Below are 16,755 nucleotides of genomic sequence, written 5' to 3' on the forward strand. Positions count from 1 at the left end.
CTCTCTGCTTTCGGTCGTCAATAACCCCGATTGACTACCCTTTCTGCTTTTTCTCTCTGCTTTCGGTCGTCAATGACCCCGATTGACTACCCTTTCTGCTTCTTCTCTCTGCTTTCGGTCGTCAATGACCCCGATTGACTACTACAAACTCTCTAATCTAGCGAATCGGTTCATGTACAGTGACAAGCTTGGTTCCATCTGGAAAGGTTGCCTCTACTTGGATATCGTGAATCATCTCCGGGATCCCTTCCATCACATCTTCGCTTGATAATATTTGGGTCCCTTCACTCATCAGTTCAGCGACCGATTTTCCATCTCTGGCCCCCTCGATAATTTCGTACGTAATGAGCGCAATCGCCTCTGGATAGTTTAATTTTAAGCCGCGATTTTTGCGGCGCCTGGCCAGGTCTGCTGCAACAACAATCATTAATTTCTCCTGCTCCCGCTGGGTTAATTTCATCCCTTACCTCCCCCTAATAAATCATAAAGTGTACAGGCAATAATCTTTGTGGCGTCAACTAAATCATCGATTCGAATATGTTCATCCGCCCGGTGCCCATTGGCTTCTTCAAGCAATTTGGGTCCAACTCCAAACATGATCGTGGGGATTCCTTTTTCATAAAAATGACGGGCATCTGCATAGATTGGTACTCCCTTAATTGCTAATTCGCCCTTCCCCTTCATAATTGCCTGCCAATTTGAAGACAGAGTCGAAATTAATGGTGAATCTTCTGGAACAGGTCCGAAACTTTCGGCATGAAGAATTTTTCGAATTTCTATTTTTATTCCTTCGATCGTCCTTACCGCATCCTCCACAATACTTCTAAATTCCGCTTCTGCTTGTGCCCCGTCTTCACCTGGAATCAATCTCCGGTCAACCCTGATCACACATTCATCCGGGACAACGTTTGTGTTAATTCCTCCCGATATGAGCCCGACAACCAAGGTTGGGTGATCAATACCAGGCACAGCCGATTTTTTTGCTGCGAGAGTCTGTCGGTATTCATACAAAACATTTAAAATCTTTGTCGTTGCTTCGAGCGCATCGATTCCTGTATGGGGAAGGGCAGCATGGGCAGACTTCCCGGTTGTTTTGACTTCGAAATGGAGACAGCCATTATGGGCATTTACGGCTGAATAAGTAAATCCTGCGGCAATCGCTTGGTTGGGCGTGAGTGCCCCTTGATCAAGCAGCCTTTTCGGTCCTAATTCTCCCCCTGTCTCTTCATCAAAAGTAAAGGCAAGGTCGACCTTCCCTTGCAACTGTTGACTGATTTGGGCCTGTTTCAAAGCTAAAACGGCGTACGAATAAGCTGCAATGTCCGATTTAGAAACAGCCACACCACGCCCATACATCTTTCCGTTAACAATCTCGCCTCCATATGGATTGACGCTCCAGCCTAGCCCTGGCGGCACGACATCACCATGTGCATTTAAGGCGATATTCGTTCCTCCTCCATTGCCAAACTCGGTGCGGCTAAGGACATTGGCCAAACTAATCATTCCAGCGGCTTTCACTTCCGCTTCATCCACCTCTAATAAGGAGACATCATCAAATCCAAGTTCTTGAAGATATTGGTGTAAAAAGGCAGCAATCGGATAACAGTCACCTGCAGGGTTATCCGATGGAACCTGCACGATTTTTTTTAAAAAATCAATCATTTCCGCTTGGTGCTCCTCAATCCACTGTACCAAGCGTTCCTTATCTTGATTCATTAAGACTCCCCCTTTTTACTAAAGGCAAACACCCAATTTCTCCTTGCTTATCCCGGATTGATCATCATAAATGACCTTCCCTCGTAAGATTGTTTTCTTCACCTTGAGTAAAAACTCCTTACCTTCATAGGGGGAATAGGCATTTCGAAAAGCCAATGACTGTTTATCAACAACCGTTGATTCATCTAAGCGGATCAACACCAGATCCGCCCCTAGGCCAGGGAGAATTCCTCGCGCGGTCTTAGCGGCGGTGCACACTTGAGGATGGCGCCACTTTTAAGAAAATCTTCTTCATCAAAAATCAAATAATGCGGGCAGGTTTCAACGGTGACGTCTATTCCGGCGTTTTTGGCTTGCTCGATTAGTTCGATTACTTTCGCCGAGCTAATATGAACAAAATGAAGAGCGTTCCATATTTAACTGCCAGCTCTAAAGCATAGCTGACCGCTTTCTCTTCTCCATATACGGGCCTGCTAGCAAGGAAGGCCTCGAATGTTTACCTCACGAAAGCCTTCATTGGTAAAAACAAGCCCATTCTTCACCCAAAATTCTTTCATTTTATGTCCCTCCTTAACTTCCCCGATAGGTACTGTAACCTCCAGGTGAAATCAATAATGGTACATGATAGTGGGATGCGGGTTCAGAAATGCCAAAGCGAATAGGAACACAATCTAAGAATGAAGGATCTCCGAGCAAGGTACCGCGATTACGGAAATAATCCCCCACATAAAAACGAAGTTCATAGATTCCAATTTCCATGGATGCTGCAGCTAGGAGCGGCTGGCTCACCCGCCCATCCTCATTTGTTCGGCATGTCATTAAAGATTGAAACTGGTTATCTGAATCTACTTGCCATAATTCCACTAACACTCCATTTGCTGGTTTACCAATACTTAAATCAAGAACATGAGTAGTTAACTTTCCTTGCATTTCGGTGGTTCTCCTGTATTTTCTAAATCGGCACGGGTCATTGAGAAACATTGAAACCCATATGGAGGGCGTGGTTCGGTAAATACTTTCCCTTCTTGCGAGGCAGGAATCTCGTCTAAAACGGTTTCCCAGGTCCGGTTATTGGATTCAAAGCGAACCTCCACTAACTGTGGAAATCGCTCTAATATGCGCTGGCCAATGCGGTAAATAAGATTTTGTATGGAAGGAGAATTCTCTTCATGGAAAACTGTATAAGCAATATCCCTTACTTGCTCTGCAGCGACATACCCATCAGACGTACTTCCTTTTGCAGCCTCAAAATCGTTATAACGCCACCCAATATTCAAAAAGATAAATAGCGGCCGGTCATAGGATTCTGGCAGTGTCGTATATTCATCCCGTACAAAGCCGTAAAAGGAACTTCCGCGGACCTTAAGAAGCTTTAGCCCCTTCAAACTGCTGAGATGATCGGTTGTGACGATCTCTTCTCCGGAACGTTTCACTTCAACTGAAGCCAAGGATTGTTCATTTAATGAATAGCGGAACACCAATGGACTCGGTTCAAATCGATTGTTCGTTGGGACTGGAAGCTCGTCGAATGGGATTTGTTCGCTAGAAATATCGACAGCACTCATATGTGGATACGTTTCAAGGAAACGGCGGGCAACAAATTCTAGGAACCCTTCTTGTGTGGAACCCTTATAATCGCCGGCATGTTTTAGAATAAAATTTTTCATCGAATCGGTTGCCACAACTAATGAATTATCTCCATCTTTAAAAGACGATAAGAAGGCATCGCCTTCAACTGCTACCTTTACATTCATCCCAAAAAGAATATTACTGCGGCCAGTAAAGGCTGATTCAGGAATCGGCCGGACTCCTGTAAGCGGTGCTGCATAAGTGCGATAAACCCAAACATCTGCTTTACCATAACGCATTGTTCTTTCCATACCATCATCCCCTTTATTGAATAACATCATTTAAGCGGAACCCGGCAATTTTATAGACTTCGTTTAAGGCTGTTAGGAATTCTAGTTCATAGGTATTACCCAATCGTTCTTGCATCGCGGCAAGAATAGTATCTTTGGTTTGGCCCTTTACTGCCATGATAAATGGAAAGCTAAATTGTTCGACATACCTTTGATTAAGTGCCACAAACTCCCTATGTTCCTCCTTTGATAGTCGATCAAGCCCCACTCCCGCTTGCTCCTTTTGTGAAACCTCTGATATTTGTATTCTAGTCCCAAGATCCGGATGAGCACGGAGCAGGGCCACTTGCATAGCCTCTGCTGCATTTTTTACAACCAGCACCATTGTTTGTAAGAGTTCCTCACGCGATTTAAAGGGCAGACTCTCCCATGCAATTGATGCCACCCATGGGGAGTGCTCAAATATCCATCCTAGTAAATTCACAAACTCTTCTTTGTTCATTTGATTTACTTCCTCTATGGAGATTCGCATATTCCTTTTAACCTCTTTTTCTCTTAAACTTGAAACTGACCGTTGAACCGTGAATAATCCCGCCATATCCCATGCAGCGACAGAGGTGTAGAAGGCACCCACACGTTAGGTGAAACTTTTGTCGACTTCCTCAGATTATTCACCACTCGTGCCCACGCCCTTTCAGAACTTCATAATCTTCTTTCGTATCCACATCAAAAAAGTCCCATCTGTTTTCATAGTCCACTAGTCTTCCCGTTAATAATGCCTTTTTAAAAAGCTGTCGTGCACCCTCGTCCCCCTCCAGTTTCAGTAAATCCGGAACCACCTTTGGTGAAAAAATAATCGGCGGTCTTGGAATTCCCTGAAAACTTGCCGCCAAAAACGGGATATCGATATTTTGTTCGATCTCCTTTAGGTATCGAACAATCAAATCATTGATTATACTTAGTGGCAGGAGGGGTTGATCAGCAAGAAGGACCATGATTCCTCTCGGTTTCTTTTCCATCGCTGCCTTCAATCCCTTATGCAAGGAATGCGCCTGCCCGTTATCTGCATCTTGGCATATCACAGCCTTCCACTTTCCCCGGAGCGGCGTTTGCCAAAGCGAGCCATCAATCCAGTTGAGCTGATCCGCCTCCCTTGTCACCACAATGGTATACGTCAATTCTGACTTTACTGCTTTTTCTAAGACAGAATTACCAATGGTTTTCTCTCCCAAAGGGAGTTCAAGCTTGTTAATAATCCCCATCCTTAGGCTTCTGCCCGCCGCAAGATAGACTGCGATAACACCTGCGTTATCGTTCAAATGTAATCACCTTTTGTACGCTTTTATTCCGCTGTCGTTGAATTAATTCAGCGATAATGCTGATAGCAATCTCTTCAGGGCCTTCAGCACCAATCGCTAGACCGGCTGGACTGCTAATTTCCGGAGGGATATCCACCCCTTCAAGGAGACGTTGTGTCCTTATTCTTGGACCAAGAACTCCTAAATAATTGAGGCCCACCCCTTTTAAACGTTTCAATATCTCCTGATCCTTTTGAAATTGGTGTGTAAGGATTAGGACAGAATCAGAACGGTTCAAATGAAGCAATGGAATTGTTTCATTAGGATAACCAATCAACAATTGTTCAGCCTCTGGGAAGCGAACGTCATTACACAATGTAGAGCGCCAATCTGAAACAGTCACTGAAAAGCCTGCTAGTGAGGCAGTTTTTACTAAAGGAACTGCATCAGCTCCTGCACCAAAGACAACTAATCGCGGTTTCGGTTTAAATGAATGAACATAAACAGTAGATGAGAGTTCCGCCAGATATTTGATCCCGCTTTTCGGAAAGGTTTGATGAATATCGTTTACTAGTCTTTTTATCTCCTTTGAAACACTTCCATGCCATTTTCCAAAATGATGGTCATCATCAGACAAGAATAAATAGTCAGAAACAGAAAGCTCCTTTGTCATTCTTTTTATCATCGTGACTCGTTTCCCATGGTCCAAGTGGCACTTTAGTTTACTAAAGTAGTCACGTAGAAAGGCGTCGACAGGTTCGAGGAGCACGTGGATGACTCCGTTACAGCCTGCCCCTTGTCCCCACGATAAATCGTCCTCCTCCCGCATATCATAAATAACGGTTTGAGCCGTCCCTTCATTCCTGATTTCCTCAACTCGAAAGGATAAGTCTGTTTCAAGACAGCCGGCACTTAACATACCAATCTGAGTCCCATCACTTCGAAACAACATGGTCGTACCTTCTTTTCGATAAGCGGAGCCTTCTACTTGAATAATGGTAGCGAGGACATCGCCTTTTTGGTACGAATTAGAGTATAAGGCGTTTAAGATCTCATGAATCCCTTCCATCTATGACCCCCAATTCTTCCGAGTTATACCACTATATATATTGATAGACCTCCAAAAATACACCCATGTTCTTTTTCAATTTTCTTCTAACTGGGTTGTTTTATGTAGATAGACGAACATGGTTACAAATTCCATGTCATCTTTTTTCACCATAATATCCAAATAGAGAAATAGTATCTACACTAATGTCATATAATCTTCCATAGAAATTTTGCGGTGTGATTATGCGGATAGTTGATTGGAGCAGAAGGCACGGAAATTAGCAATAAACTAAAAATACTGGCAGATAATCTTACAATAATGGAGCATTTGTGATCATCATGTTGAATAATGTATGTTAAGTTCATTCACTGTTTTCAATATCTGGCCCACAAGGCTTACTCCTATCCTGCCAGATATTAATCACAGAAAAAATCCAGCTTCAATAGACTAATTGAAAAATAGAATGGGGCGGTCTGTATGTCAGATACACACTTTATGGAAAAGGCCATTGAGCTAGCATTAAATAATGTTTTGACTAAACAAGGGGGACCCTTTGGAGCGGTCGTAGTCAAGGATGGAAAGATCATAGGTGTTGGCCGAAATGAAGTTACAGGGACAAACGATCCAACTGCACACGCAGAAGTGCAAGCCATTCGAGATGCCTGCCGGAATTTAAATGACTTTCAGTTGAACGACTGTGAAATCTATACCAGCTGTGAACCTTGTCCCATGTGTATCGGTGCCATTTACTGGGCTCGTCCTAAGGCTGTTTATTATGCCTGCACCAAAAAAGATGCAGCGAAGATTGGCTTCGATGATCAATTTATTTATGATCAACTTTCTCTTCCCGTTGAATATCGAAAAATACCAATGAAAAAGATCTTTCCGACAGATGGAGACTTACCTTTTAGAACATGGGATAATTCAAAGGATAAAGTAGAATATTAATCTGACAGAAGAGGATGTTGTCCGATGGAGGGAAATCAATTAAAGAAAAGAATCTCTGTGGCCTCTAAAAGAGAGCCAGCGGATACTGTCATTAAAAATGGAAAAATTATTGATGTCTTTACTGGGGAAATTATTGAAGGGGACATTGCGATTGTTGATGGATACATTGCAGGTATTGGAGAATATGAAGGGAAAAAGATGATTGATGCGAAGGATCAATATATTTCTCCTGCTTTCATCGATGGTCATGTTCACATTGAATCCTCGATGGTCACACCAAAGGAATTTGCAAAGGTTCTTCTTCCCCACGGGGTGACCACGGTAATTGCCGACCCTCATGAAATTGCCAACGTTTTAGGAACGGATGGAATACAATACATGCTTGATTCCTCGGAAAATCTACCGTTCGACTTTTTCTTTATGCTTCCTTCATGTGTTCCAGCAACCGAGTTTGAAAATTCCGGTGCTACTCTCCTTGCCGAAGATCTCAAACCGTTTTATCAACAGCCGCGTGTGTTAGGATTAGCTGAAGTCATGAATTTTCCAGCAGTCTTACAAGCTGAACATGACATGCTTGAAAAAATCTTAACAGCCAAACAATCTGGCAAAAAAATTGACGGCCACGCTGCGGGTTTATCACCAAATGATATCAATGTTTATATGGCAGCGGGCATCCGAACCGATCATGAAAGCACAACAGCAATGGAAGCAAAGGAGCGTCTCCGTAGAGGGATGTACCTAATGATTCGCGAAGGGACGGTTGCAAAGGACTTACAACAATTGATTTCAATCGTCAATGAGCACAATGCCAGAAGGTGTTTATTTGTCACCGATGATAAACATTTAGATGACCTTGTTCATGACGGCAGCATCGATCACAACGTGAGACTCGCCATCGCCTCAGGTATCCCTTCCGTTACCGCCATTCAAATGGCCACCATAAATGCGGCAGAATGCTTTGGGCTCAAAAGTAAGGGAGCGATTGCCCCCGGATATAAAGCGGATTTCTTCCAGTTTGATGACCTGAACAAAATAAATATTACAAACGTTTTTAAAGATGGAATCGCTGTTGTCGAGAATGGGCAGCTTACTACGGAGTTAAACAACCAAACCTTCGTTGAAACAGAGCGATTAAGAAATTCGGTTCGTTTCCATGAACTAACAGAAAGTCATTTTCACATTCCTTTAAAAACAAACAAAGCAAATATTATTGAAATTATTCCCAATAGTCTCGTAACCCGTCATAGTATTGAAAAGGTTGAAACGAATAATGTCGGGCTCTTTCAGGCCTCTATTAAGAATGACCAATTAAACTTAGCCGTCATTGAGCGTCATCACCTGAAAAATCAAATCGGTTTAGGGATTGTTAAAGGATTGGGGTTGAAGTCCGGGGCCATTGCAACCACTATCGCCCATGATTCTCATAATCTTATAATTGCTGGAACGACGGAGCATGATATGGTAACTGCAGCCAAAGCGATGAAAGAGATGCAGGGTGGTCTGGTTGTTGTCAACCATGGAGAAGTCATTGCTTCATTGGACCTGTCCATTGCAGGTATCATGTCTGATCGACCGTATCAAGAGGTTTATTCTAGTCTAAAGGAGATCAACCTGGCTCTTAACAAATTAGGAGCAAATGATCACTTTAACCCGTTTTTAACCCTATCTTTTTTAGCACTTCCAGTCATACCCGAACTGAAGCTGACAGATAAGGGGTTATTCCAGGTTAGTCAATTTAAGCATATCGAACTTGATGCAGATTTGGAGTAAGAAAAAAACATCCTCTCACCAATTATGGCGTGAGGATGTTTTTGTGTTTGCCTTGCCTTATAAGGCGATAGAATCTTGTTTTTCAACTCGTTTATTATAGTATCTATTCAGAAAAAGCCCATTTAACGAGGCAAGAATTTGTTGAAACAGCATGCCAACAACCACTGGCACAGCAACCGCAGCTGGAAAGTAGGAAACAGCAATCACCGCTCCCGCACTGATATTTCTCATTCCACCTGTGAAAGTCAGGGAGATGATATTGTCACGTTCACCTTTAAAAAGTTTTCCAATTAAAAATGAAAACAAGTATCCAGTCATTGCAATCAAAAAAACGGTCAAAGTAATACTGACTAATTTAAGATTAATATTTTTTAAGTATGGGGCGACCACTGCCCCATTAAGCATGACCACAAATCCCAGGCATATTTTTGAAAAAGGAGCAAGACGTGTTCCTAATTGGTCTTTAATTTTCCCTTTTGTCACTTGGTTTAAATACATACCTACCAGCGAAGGGATGACGACCATTTCCATTAGGCCCTTCATAATATTGATAAAGTCCATTTCAATTTTTCCACCCATAAAGAACGAAACAGAATAAGGAACAATAATGGGTGAGAGCAAGGTATCTATTAAAATGATCGATAAGACCAACGGAATATTCCCTTTGTAAATAGCTACCCACATGAAGCTTGTGACTCCTGTTGGGATTACCATTCCTAAAATAAGTCCGGTAATCGTATAAATATCACCAGAAAAAACGACATGACCAACACTCCAAGCCCAGATGGGCATAAGAATATGGAGGATTAACATCGCGATAAAAATGGGTAACGGATGAACGATAACCTCTTTTAACGAATGAAAATTGGAACTTAAACTCCCTGCGAAGGTCATAAACGCAAAAATCCATGGGACTAAATAAGAAAAGTCCTTTAGCTGGAAACTGAACATGACGCCAATCACTACACTAACCGGAGTAATAAATGGCATGATTCTTTCAAGTTGTTTATTTAACTTTTGCAGCATGTAGAGGATCTCCTTCGTGAAGCTCTATCGGCGTTATTTTTTTTACTGACATGACATCCACCTCTATTGCTAAGAATACCACAATTTCTTTTCTTAGAATCCAAGCAATCTAAAAATCTTTCGAAAAACGAAAAATATACATGTCAAAAGCTCACTAAAGATGTATAATAATTGCATTCTATTTTTGTGAAGGCTCTTTTCGTAAACTTTATTGCTTTTGGAGCTTTATAAGGTTCATTTACTAAGTTCCTAGGCAATTTTCGCAAGTGTTTTTACGAAAAGATGCCACGAAGATATAGTTATACGGGTTGATGAGCTTATACGAAAAACAACAACCTATGCGAAAATAGCCTTTAAGAAAGAAGTGACGTAGTTGGCAAAAGTTCATAAATATCAGATCTACATGCTATTAGTGTTCGTAATGGCGGCCTGGGGACTAAATGTCATTGCGACGAAAATCGTTGTTACACACTTTATGCCGATAACGATTACAGCCCTAAGGGTTTTCACAGCGGGCATCTGTGTTTTTATTATTCTTGGCTTTTTAAAGAAAGTCAGGCTTCCAACTAGAAATGAGTTTCGCTATATTTTTTTCGCATGCTTATTTAATGTTGTTGGTCACCACTTCTTTTTATCGCTTGGATTATTAAAAACCTCTGCATCAAATGGCGGCCTTATTTTAGGACTTGGTCCATTACTAACGACGATTGTCGCCTTTATATTAATAGGGACTAAGGTAACTTTAATTCGATTGTTGGGTATCATTATGGGTTTAACAGGGGTTACCTTTATTGTTGTCGTCGGAAATGGCGGAGTGAACGCGATTTCTATAGGTGACTTATATGTTTTCCTTGCCATTTTTGCGCAAGCATTTAGTTTCATTTTGATAAAAAAAATCTCCGATACGTTGGACCCGCGCCTGATGACAGGTTATATGCTAGTCATTGGTTCCATCATCTTATTTATTATTAGTCTATTTAAAGAACCCAGTGGATTAAAGGGAATTGCTCATGGCTCTGTTGGTGTTTGGATGATTTTCCTTGCTTCAGCAATTATTGCCACAGCTTTAGGACATATGATTTACAATTCTGCAATTGGCAAAATAGGCGTAGCAGAATCAGCTATTTTCATCAACTTAAATCCCCTCTTCTCTCTTATCGGTGCTGTTGTTTTTCTAGATGAACGTATTACCGCATCGCAAATCATTGGGTTTATCTTCATACTATTTGGAGTTTTATTTGGATCAGGTGCACTCGAGGAATTCCTTTCTAAATCAAAGCAAAAAAAGAAATTAATTTTTTTAAATAAGGCAAAAGACTTCAATTAATGTGACTCGCGTTTGGGTCACTTTTTTGTCCCTAAAAAGCTCCATCCAAATACGCCTCAAGTCGTAGACATAAATAAATCTCTGGCTCATTGAGGTAAGTGGGAGGATTTCTTATTATTAACTAGAAGATGTAAGAAGAGGGGATGGAAAAAATGAAAAGAATCGTCATTCTGTTATTGCTCATTACTGGATTATATATTATTTATAATCAGACCTCACCGTTTGATTGGTTTAGTAAATCAAGTAATCACAGTACACAAGCAACGATGACAAATGATATCGATGTGATTGATGTGGATATTTCTAGTGTAAGTACGACGATAATTCCAGAAAATAGAAAAGATGTTAAAGCCGTTTACAACGGCAAAGACAGGTTAAACGTTAGGGAGCATGGAGATACCATCGAGGTTTCTGTCAAACGTAAGGGGTTTTGGTGGTTCGACTGGTCCCCATTCTCAGAAAAGAAAAAACTGAAAATCTATATTCCGGAAGATTATCACCGTAACATGCGCATCAATTTAGGGTCGGGGAATGTAAATTTTTCAGGGCAATCCAAGACTAATCCTATTAAACTAAACGAATTAAACCTTGATATTGGTTCTGGCAACATGAACCTCAAAAACATGATCGTTAACCATTTTAAACAAAACGTAGCATCAGGGAATGTTGAGATTCATTCATTACAAACAGAAACAGGTTCATTTGATGTAAATTCTGGCAGCTTGGTTGTGACAGAATATACTGGTCCTATTCAAGCAGAGGTATCCTCTGGGGAAGTAAATTTTCAGGTAGATAAGCTGACAGATTCGATTGATGTAGAAGTGAGTTCTGGAGACGTAGGACTAGATCTTCCTAACAATGCTGATTTCACCTTAGATGGAGATGTATCCAGCGGGGAAATAACATGTGATCTTCCATTAACTTCAAAACACACCAAGAAAAAAAGCATCGAAGGGATCCACGGCTCTGGTAAGTACAAAATAGACTTGGATGTGTCTAGTGGGGATATTTATATTCATTAAGATCAAAAAGCGCATGGATTTCTAATCCATGCGTTTTTTGGATTAGATTTTTAAAGGAACCCTTCTCCAAAAAATATCATATCTTATTCTGGCTTGCGTTTTAATTATGGAAGGAGAGTAACCATGTATTACTACTACCCATATCACTATCCTATCTATCCTTCATTGCCTGCTTATCCACCTCAAACCGTCTTTCAGCCGGATCCAAGGAGCTATCCCCCCGTTGATGTAAAGATATTTGAAGAATCCGTAAAAACATTTAGATTTTTGATGGACCAAGGGAGAATATTATTAGATCGCCTAGGGGATCATGACTTCGCTCGGCAAATGATGAGTGCAGCTCAACAAGGAAAAAAAGCCGATGTCGATCAGTTAATCAAGACAATTGGATTAAAAGTACCTGTGGTCACGAAATTTACGCCTACAGGAGTCTACTTTGAGCTCATCTCTCAAACAACCCCTCAACAACCAATCAACTGCTGCACCTTAAAAGTAGCCATGAAATGGGGAAATTAATGAAAAAAGTGGTACCCCCATCAACTGGGGATACCACCACTCTTTTCATTTCTAGATAAAAGATATTCCTTCATTTGCTCAGACGGTATTGGTTTGCTAAATAAATACCCCTGACCAATTTTACATTCATTTTCCTTTAAAAAATCAAGCTGCTCATTTGTTTCAATTCCCTCCGCAATAACAGCAAAGTTTAAATTCAGCCCCATATCGATAATCGTCTTTACCATGATCCCTTGCTTCGAATGGTAAATAATATCATCGACAAATGATTTATCAATTTTGATTTTATCAATGGGAAGATGCTTTAAATAACTTAATGAGGAATAACCAGTTCCGAAATCATCGATAGAGAGAAGTACACCTATGTTCTTTAATTTATTTAGAATAATCGTTGAATTCTCTAGATTTTGCATGATACTCTCGGTAATTTCTAACTCTAAATGATTGCCTTCTAGACCGATATCATCCAATAAGGTTGAGATATAGTCAATCAGATGGGCATCCTCAAATTGACGTACGGAGACATTGACAGCGACAGGAAAATCCCGGTAACCCATCTGTTCCCATTCTTTTCGCTGCCTGCAAGCTTCTCGTAGAACCCATTTTCCGATTAGGACAATCAACCCTGTTTCCTCTGCTAGCGGAATAAATTCAGAAGGCGGGATGTGACCATGCTCCGGATGCTCCCAACGAATTAACGCTTCTATTCCAACTAATTCCCCTGTTTGCAAAGAGACTTGCGGTTGATAATGCAGTATTAATTGATCCTTTTCCAGTGCTTTTCTTAAGCCATTTTCCAACTCCATTTTTCGAATGGAGATTCCATTCAAATTGGAAGAATAGAATTGGAAATTATTTTTCCCCCGTTCTTTCGCTTGGTACATGGCGGTGTCTGCATTTTTTATTAAGGTTTCCACATCCGCTCCATCATCAGGGTAGAGGCTAATTCCAATACTAGGGGTCACAAAAAACTCTTGATCATTCACTTCTAGCGGTTTGGAAAATTCAGAGAGGATTTGCTGGGCAACCTCTGTGACCCTTCCTTTGTCTGTGTCCTCTAGTAAAATAATAAACTCATCTCCGCCTTGCCTTGAGACCATCCCTTCCGATTTAACGGTGGCAGCTAATCGATGGGCAACCTTTTGAAGGATAAAATCACCGACAGTATGACCTTTGGTATCATTTATGATCTTAAAACGATCTAAATCTAAAAATAAAACTGCCTGCACCTTGTCTATTTGTTTAGTTAAGACTTCGTTTAGATGGTTTCTAAACTGATTTCGGTTGGGCAAGCCCGTCAACGAATCATAAAAGGCCATATATTGAATCGTTTTTTCTGCTTTCTTCCGTTCTGTAATATCCCTGCCGACAACTTGGACCGCAAATCTTCCTTCATAAATAATTGAAGTGGCCGCCATCTCCACATCAATGGTCTCTCCATCGAGCCGCTTCACCTGAAATTCAAATCTTTGCCTGCCTTGTTTCGGGCGCTCAAAAGTTTTTCTAATCAAGTTAATAATGTCTGAAGAGGCGAATTTCACTGCCGATTCACCAATAACCTCTTCCGAGCTGGATGCTCCAACTAGTTTCCAGCCTGCCTCGTTCATGTATTCAATTTTTTCTCGGCTGACAACCGCAATAATATCTGGTGACATTTCTACTAAACTACGATAGCGATCCTCGCTTTCTTTGCGATCAGTAATATCAAACAAAACACTATTGAAGTCTACAAAATTTCCTTTACTATCAAGGGTTGGAAATCCCCTGTCCTGAATCCAACGGACTTCGCCATCAGGACGAATGATCCGATATTCGCTGGTGACCGTTTCTCCTAAAGCTAATTTTTGCGCTCTTCCATCTAAAATAGATAAATCATCTGGATAGATTACTTTTTTCCAAAGATTTAGATCTTTATAAAAGTCAATGTAAGAATAGCCATACAATTTTTCGATGCCTGGTGTAATTAATAGTGAATCTGACTTTAAATCATGGGACCAAATCGCAATATCGAGCGTATCAAAAATATTCTTTAACTTTAGCTTATTTAGACGAAGTTCTTCTTCTTTCCGACTCATTTCTTTAAGAGTAATCATAATAAATGGCAGGATGCCTATGAGTATAAACAGAGGAACAAACTTAAGTAGATTTAAGGATGGAAAAAGAAATGTCACTATCAAATCTACTATCTCGGTAAGGACAATCAAACTAAATAAGAACATCCATTTATATACATAGTTTGTTTTATGAGTCCTCATTTTGATTTCTCCCTTTTTTCATAGGTTAATACAAAGAAAATAGTATTATCTTTAAAATATCAAAAAACTATTTACTTAACAATCAAAGGTTTAGGCAATTGAAAACGACCTTATAGTCATTGGCAATAAAAATGACGATTCACCCTGATGAATCGTCTTTCATTAACTTTTGTATTATTTTTTATAGTGAACACCAATATCAGCTAAAAAAGCAAAAAAAAGGGCAAGCTGCCCTTTATGATTACAATAGCATATAAACCCTTGTTTCATAGGGTTTTAGTGTGAAATTTTTTTGTAACTTATTACCCTCCACTTCATAATTATGAAGAACCAATTCAGAAGCAGTATAAGATAAACTCCCCGGAACCCGAAACCTCGAGGATCTATCACTTAGATTGGAAATAACAAGCGCCTTTTTCTTCCCGAATCTGCGGGTATACACAAACAGTTTCGGATGATTTGCTGCTAATAAATCATAAGTACCATAAACAAATACTGGATTCTCTTTTCTTAAGCGAATCATTTTTTTATAGAAAGATAAAATAGAGTCAGGATCATTTCCTTGTGCTTCCACATTAATTTCTTTGTAGTTTGGATTTACAGCAAGCCATGTTTGATCACCTGTCGTGAATCCTCCCTTATTAGATGAATCCCATTGCATCGGTGTCCGGGCATTATCCCGTCCCTTTTCCCAAATGACCTTCATAATTTCATGATGGGAACGACCTTTGGCTGTTTCAATATGATAGTAGTTAATCATGCCAACATCGTTGTAATCATCAATAGAAGGGAATTGGACATTTGTCATTCCGATTTCCTGGCCCTGGTATATAAATGGCGTACCTTTCATTAGGAAATATAATGCGCCCAGCATTTTGGCACTCTCTTTCCAATATTCCCGGTCATTTCCCCAACTAGATACCCGCCGCGGCTGATCATGATTTTCGATAAATAGAGCATTCCAGCCCTTACCTTCTAAACCAGTTTGCCATTTGGTTAACACCTTTTTTAACTTACGGACATCGATGGATCCTTCTGCATCTTTATCCCAAAGATCCAAAAACTCAAATTGAAATATCATATTAAAATAGCCGTTCTCTTCGCCCACCCATTTATCAGCTTCATTTAGCCCGACACCATTCGCTTCTCCAACAGTCATAATGTCATAGTTTTTAATTGTTCTTTGAGAGAATTCTGAGAGAAACTCATCAATGCCCTCCACATTCATCATATAGGGAAAGCAAGGGACACACTTTAATTGATCTGGGTTTGGCATATCAGGAAATCCTGGTTCTTTTTTTATATGCGAAATGGCATCGACTCGGAAACCGTCGATTCCTTTTTCTAGCCACCAATTCACCATTGTCGCGAGAGCATTTCTAACCTCAGGGTTTTCCCAATTCAAATCGGGCTGGCGTGCAGAGAAGATGTGCATGAAATACTGTTCAGTTTCTTTATCATATCTCCAAGCTGGCCCACTGAAAATCGACTCCCAATTGTTCGGTGCTTTTCCATCTTTGCCATCTCTCCAAATGTACCAATCACGTTTAGGGTTGTCTTTAGAAGAACGAGATTCAATAAACCAAGGGTGTTCGTCGCTCGTATGATTGATGACTAAATCAAGGATTAATTTCATTCCACGCTGATGAACACCATCAAGCAGTTCATCAAAATCAGCCATCGTTCCGAATTCTTCCATAATATCTTGGTAATCGGAAATGTCATAACCATTGTCGTCATTGGGGGATTTATACATCGGTGATAGCCAAATCACATCAATCCCTAGCTCTTTTAGGTAATCTAGTTTAGCTGTCACCCCTTTTAAATCACCAATCCCATCCCCATTGCTATCCATGAAGCTGCGGGGATAAACTTGATAAGCGACACTTTCTTTCCACCATTTTTTGTTCATGCTGCACCTCTGTTCTAGACCTATTTCATTTTTTTCACTTAAAATCTCTTGTATG

At 40.5% G+C, this 16,755-nt stretch carries 16 protein-coding genes; 5 read left to right on the plus strand and 11 right to left on the minus strand.

The window, feature by feature from the left end:
• Positions 1-157: 157 nt before the first annotated feature.
• From ACJ004_RS08430 to ACJ004_RS08465, 8 genes are all read right to left on the minus strand, one after another.
• Positions 158-460: an urease subunit gamma gene (locus ACJ004_RS08430; RefSeq protein WP_410892465.1), complete on the minus strand. Its 303-nt coding sequence runs from the start codon at positions 458-460 to the stop codon at positions 158-160.
• The gene (locus tag ACJ004_RS08435) at positions 457-1,716 is read right to left on the minus strand and encodes an ArgE/DapE family deacylase (protein ID WP_410892466.1); all 1,260 of its coding nucleotides are present in this window, start codon (positions 1,714-1,716) and stop codon (positions 457-459) included. Before ACJ004_RS08435 ends, ACJ004_RS08430 begins: the two co-directional genes overlap by 4 nt.
• An 18-nt stretch (positions 1,717-1,734) precedes the next feature.
• Positions 1,735-1,917, minus strand: coding sequence for a hypothetical protein (locus tag ACJ004_RS08440; RefSeq protein ID WP_410892467.1), 183 nt, complete (start codon positions 1,915-1,917; stop codon positions 1,735-1,737).
• A 369-nt stretch (positions 1,918-2,286) separates the two neighbouring features.
• Positions 2,287-2,646, minus strand: coding sequence for a hydroxyisourate hydrolase (gene uraH / locus ACJ004_RS08445; protein ID WP_410892468.1), 360 nt, complete (start codon positions 2,644-2,646; stop codon positions 2,287-2,289).
• A complete protein-coding gene (gene pucL / locus ACJ004_RS08450) occupies positions 2,631-3,596 on the minus strand; it encodes a factor-independent urate hydroxylase (RefSeq protein WP_410892469.1) in 966 nt (321 codons plus the stop codon). The genes uraH and pucL overlap by 16 nt, the downstream gene beginning before the upstream one ends.
• A 13-nt stretch (positions 3,597-3,609) precedes the next feature.
• Positions 3,610-4,209, minus strand: coding sequence for a 2-oxo-4-hydroxy-4-carboxy-5-ureidoimidazoline decarboxylase (gene uraD, locus ACJ004_RS08455; RefSeq protein WP_410892470.1), 600 nt, complete (start codon positions 4,207-4,209; stop codon positions 3,610-3,612).
• A gap of 37 nt (positions 4,210-4,246) precedes the next feature.
• Positions 4,247-4,894, minus strand: coding sequence for an NTP transferase domain-containing protein (locus tag ACJ004_RS08460; RefSeq protein WP_410892471.1), 648 nt, complete (start codon positions 4,892-4,894; stop codon positions 4,247-4,249).
• Positions 4,884-5,942: an XdhC family protein gene (locus ACJ004_RS08465; protein WP_410892472.1), complete on the minus strand. Its 1,059-nt coding sequence runs from the start codon at positions 5,940-5,942 to the stop codon at positions 4,884-4,886. Before ACJ004_RS08465 ends, ACJ004_RS08460 begins: the two co-directional genes overlap by 11 nt.
• A gap of 459 nt (positions 5,943-6,401) precedes the next feature.
• On the opposite strand from ACJ004_RS08465, the gene ACJ004_RS08470 reads away from it, so the two are divergent.
• On the plus strand, positions 6,402-6,872 hold the full coding sequence (locus tag ACJ004_RS08470; protein ID WP_410892473.1) for a nucleoside deaminase: 471 nt from the start codon (positions 6,402-6,404) through the stop codon (positions 6,870-6,872).
• Between the two features lie 24 nt (positions 6,873-6,896).
• Positions 6,897-8,642, plus strand: a complete 1,746-nt coding sequence (ade, locus tag ACJ004_RS08475) for an adenine deaminase (protein ID WP_410892474.1) — start codon at positions 6,897-6,899, stop codon at positions 8,640-8,642.
• A 57-nt stretch (positions 8,643-8,699) separates the two neighbouring features.
• On the opposite strand, the gene ACJ004_RS08480 is transcribed toward ade, so the two are convergent.
• Complete coding sequence (locus tag ACJ004_RS08480; RefSeq protein WP_410892475.1) at positions 8,700-9,668, minus strand: bile acid:sodium symporter family protein; 969 nt, start codon at positions 9,666-9,668, stop codon at positions 8,700-8,702.
• Positions 9,669-10,071: 403 nt separating this feature from the next.
• Here ACJ004_RS08480 and ACJ004_RS08485 point away from each other — a divergent pair, with 403 nt between their 5' ends.
• From ACJ004_RS08485 to ACJ004_RS08495, 3 genes are all read left to right on the plus strand, one after another.
• The gene (locus ACJ004_RS08485) at positions 10,072-10,995 is read left to right on the plus strand and encodes a DMT family transporter (protein WP_410892651.1); all 924 of its coding nucleotides are present in this window, start codon (positions 10,072-10,074) and stop codon (positions 10,993-10,995) included.
• A 152-nt stretch (positions 10,996-11,147) separates the two neighbouring features.
• A complete protein-coding gene (gene liaG / locus ACJ004_RS08490; protein ID WP_410892476.1) occupies positions 11,148-12,017 on the plus strand; it encodes a LiaG family protein in 870 nt (289 codons plus the stop codon).
• A gap of 123 nt (positions 12,018-12,140) precedes the next feature.
• Positions 12,141-12,533, plus strand: coding sequence for a YuzC family spore coat inner layer protein (locus ACJ004_RS08495; protein ID WP_410892477.1), 393 nt, complete (start codon positions 12,141-12,143; stop codon positions 12,531-12,533).
• 20 nt (positions 12,534-12,553) lie between these two features.
• On the opposite strand, the gene ACJ004_RS08500 is transcribed toward ACJ004_RS08495, so the two are convergent.
• Both ACJ004_RS08500 and ACJ004_RS08505 read right to left on the minus strand, forming a co-directional pair.
• Positions 12,554-14,788 (minus strand): sensor domain-containing protein, encoded by a 2,235-nt coding sequence (locus tag ACJ004_RS08500; RefSeq protein WP_410892478.1) that lies wholly within the window; start codon positions 14,786-14,788, stop codon positions 12,554-12,556.
• A 241-nt stretch (positions 14,789-15,029) separates the two neighbouring features.
• Positions 15,030-16,700, minus strand: coding sequence for a glycoside hydrolase family 13 protein (locus ACJ004_RS08505; RefSeq protein WP_410892479.1), 1,671 nt, complete (start codon positions 16,698-16,700; stop codon positions 15,030-15,032).
• Positions 16,701-16,755 lie beyond the last annotated feature (55 nt).

The sequence above is a fragment of the Neobacillus sp. 204 genome (assembly GCF_046562815.1).
GTDB lineage: Bacteria > Bacillota > Bacilli > Bacillales > Cytobacillaceae > Neobacillus.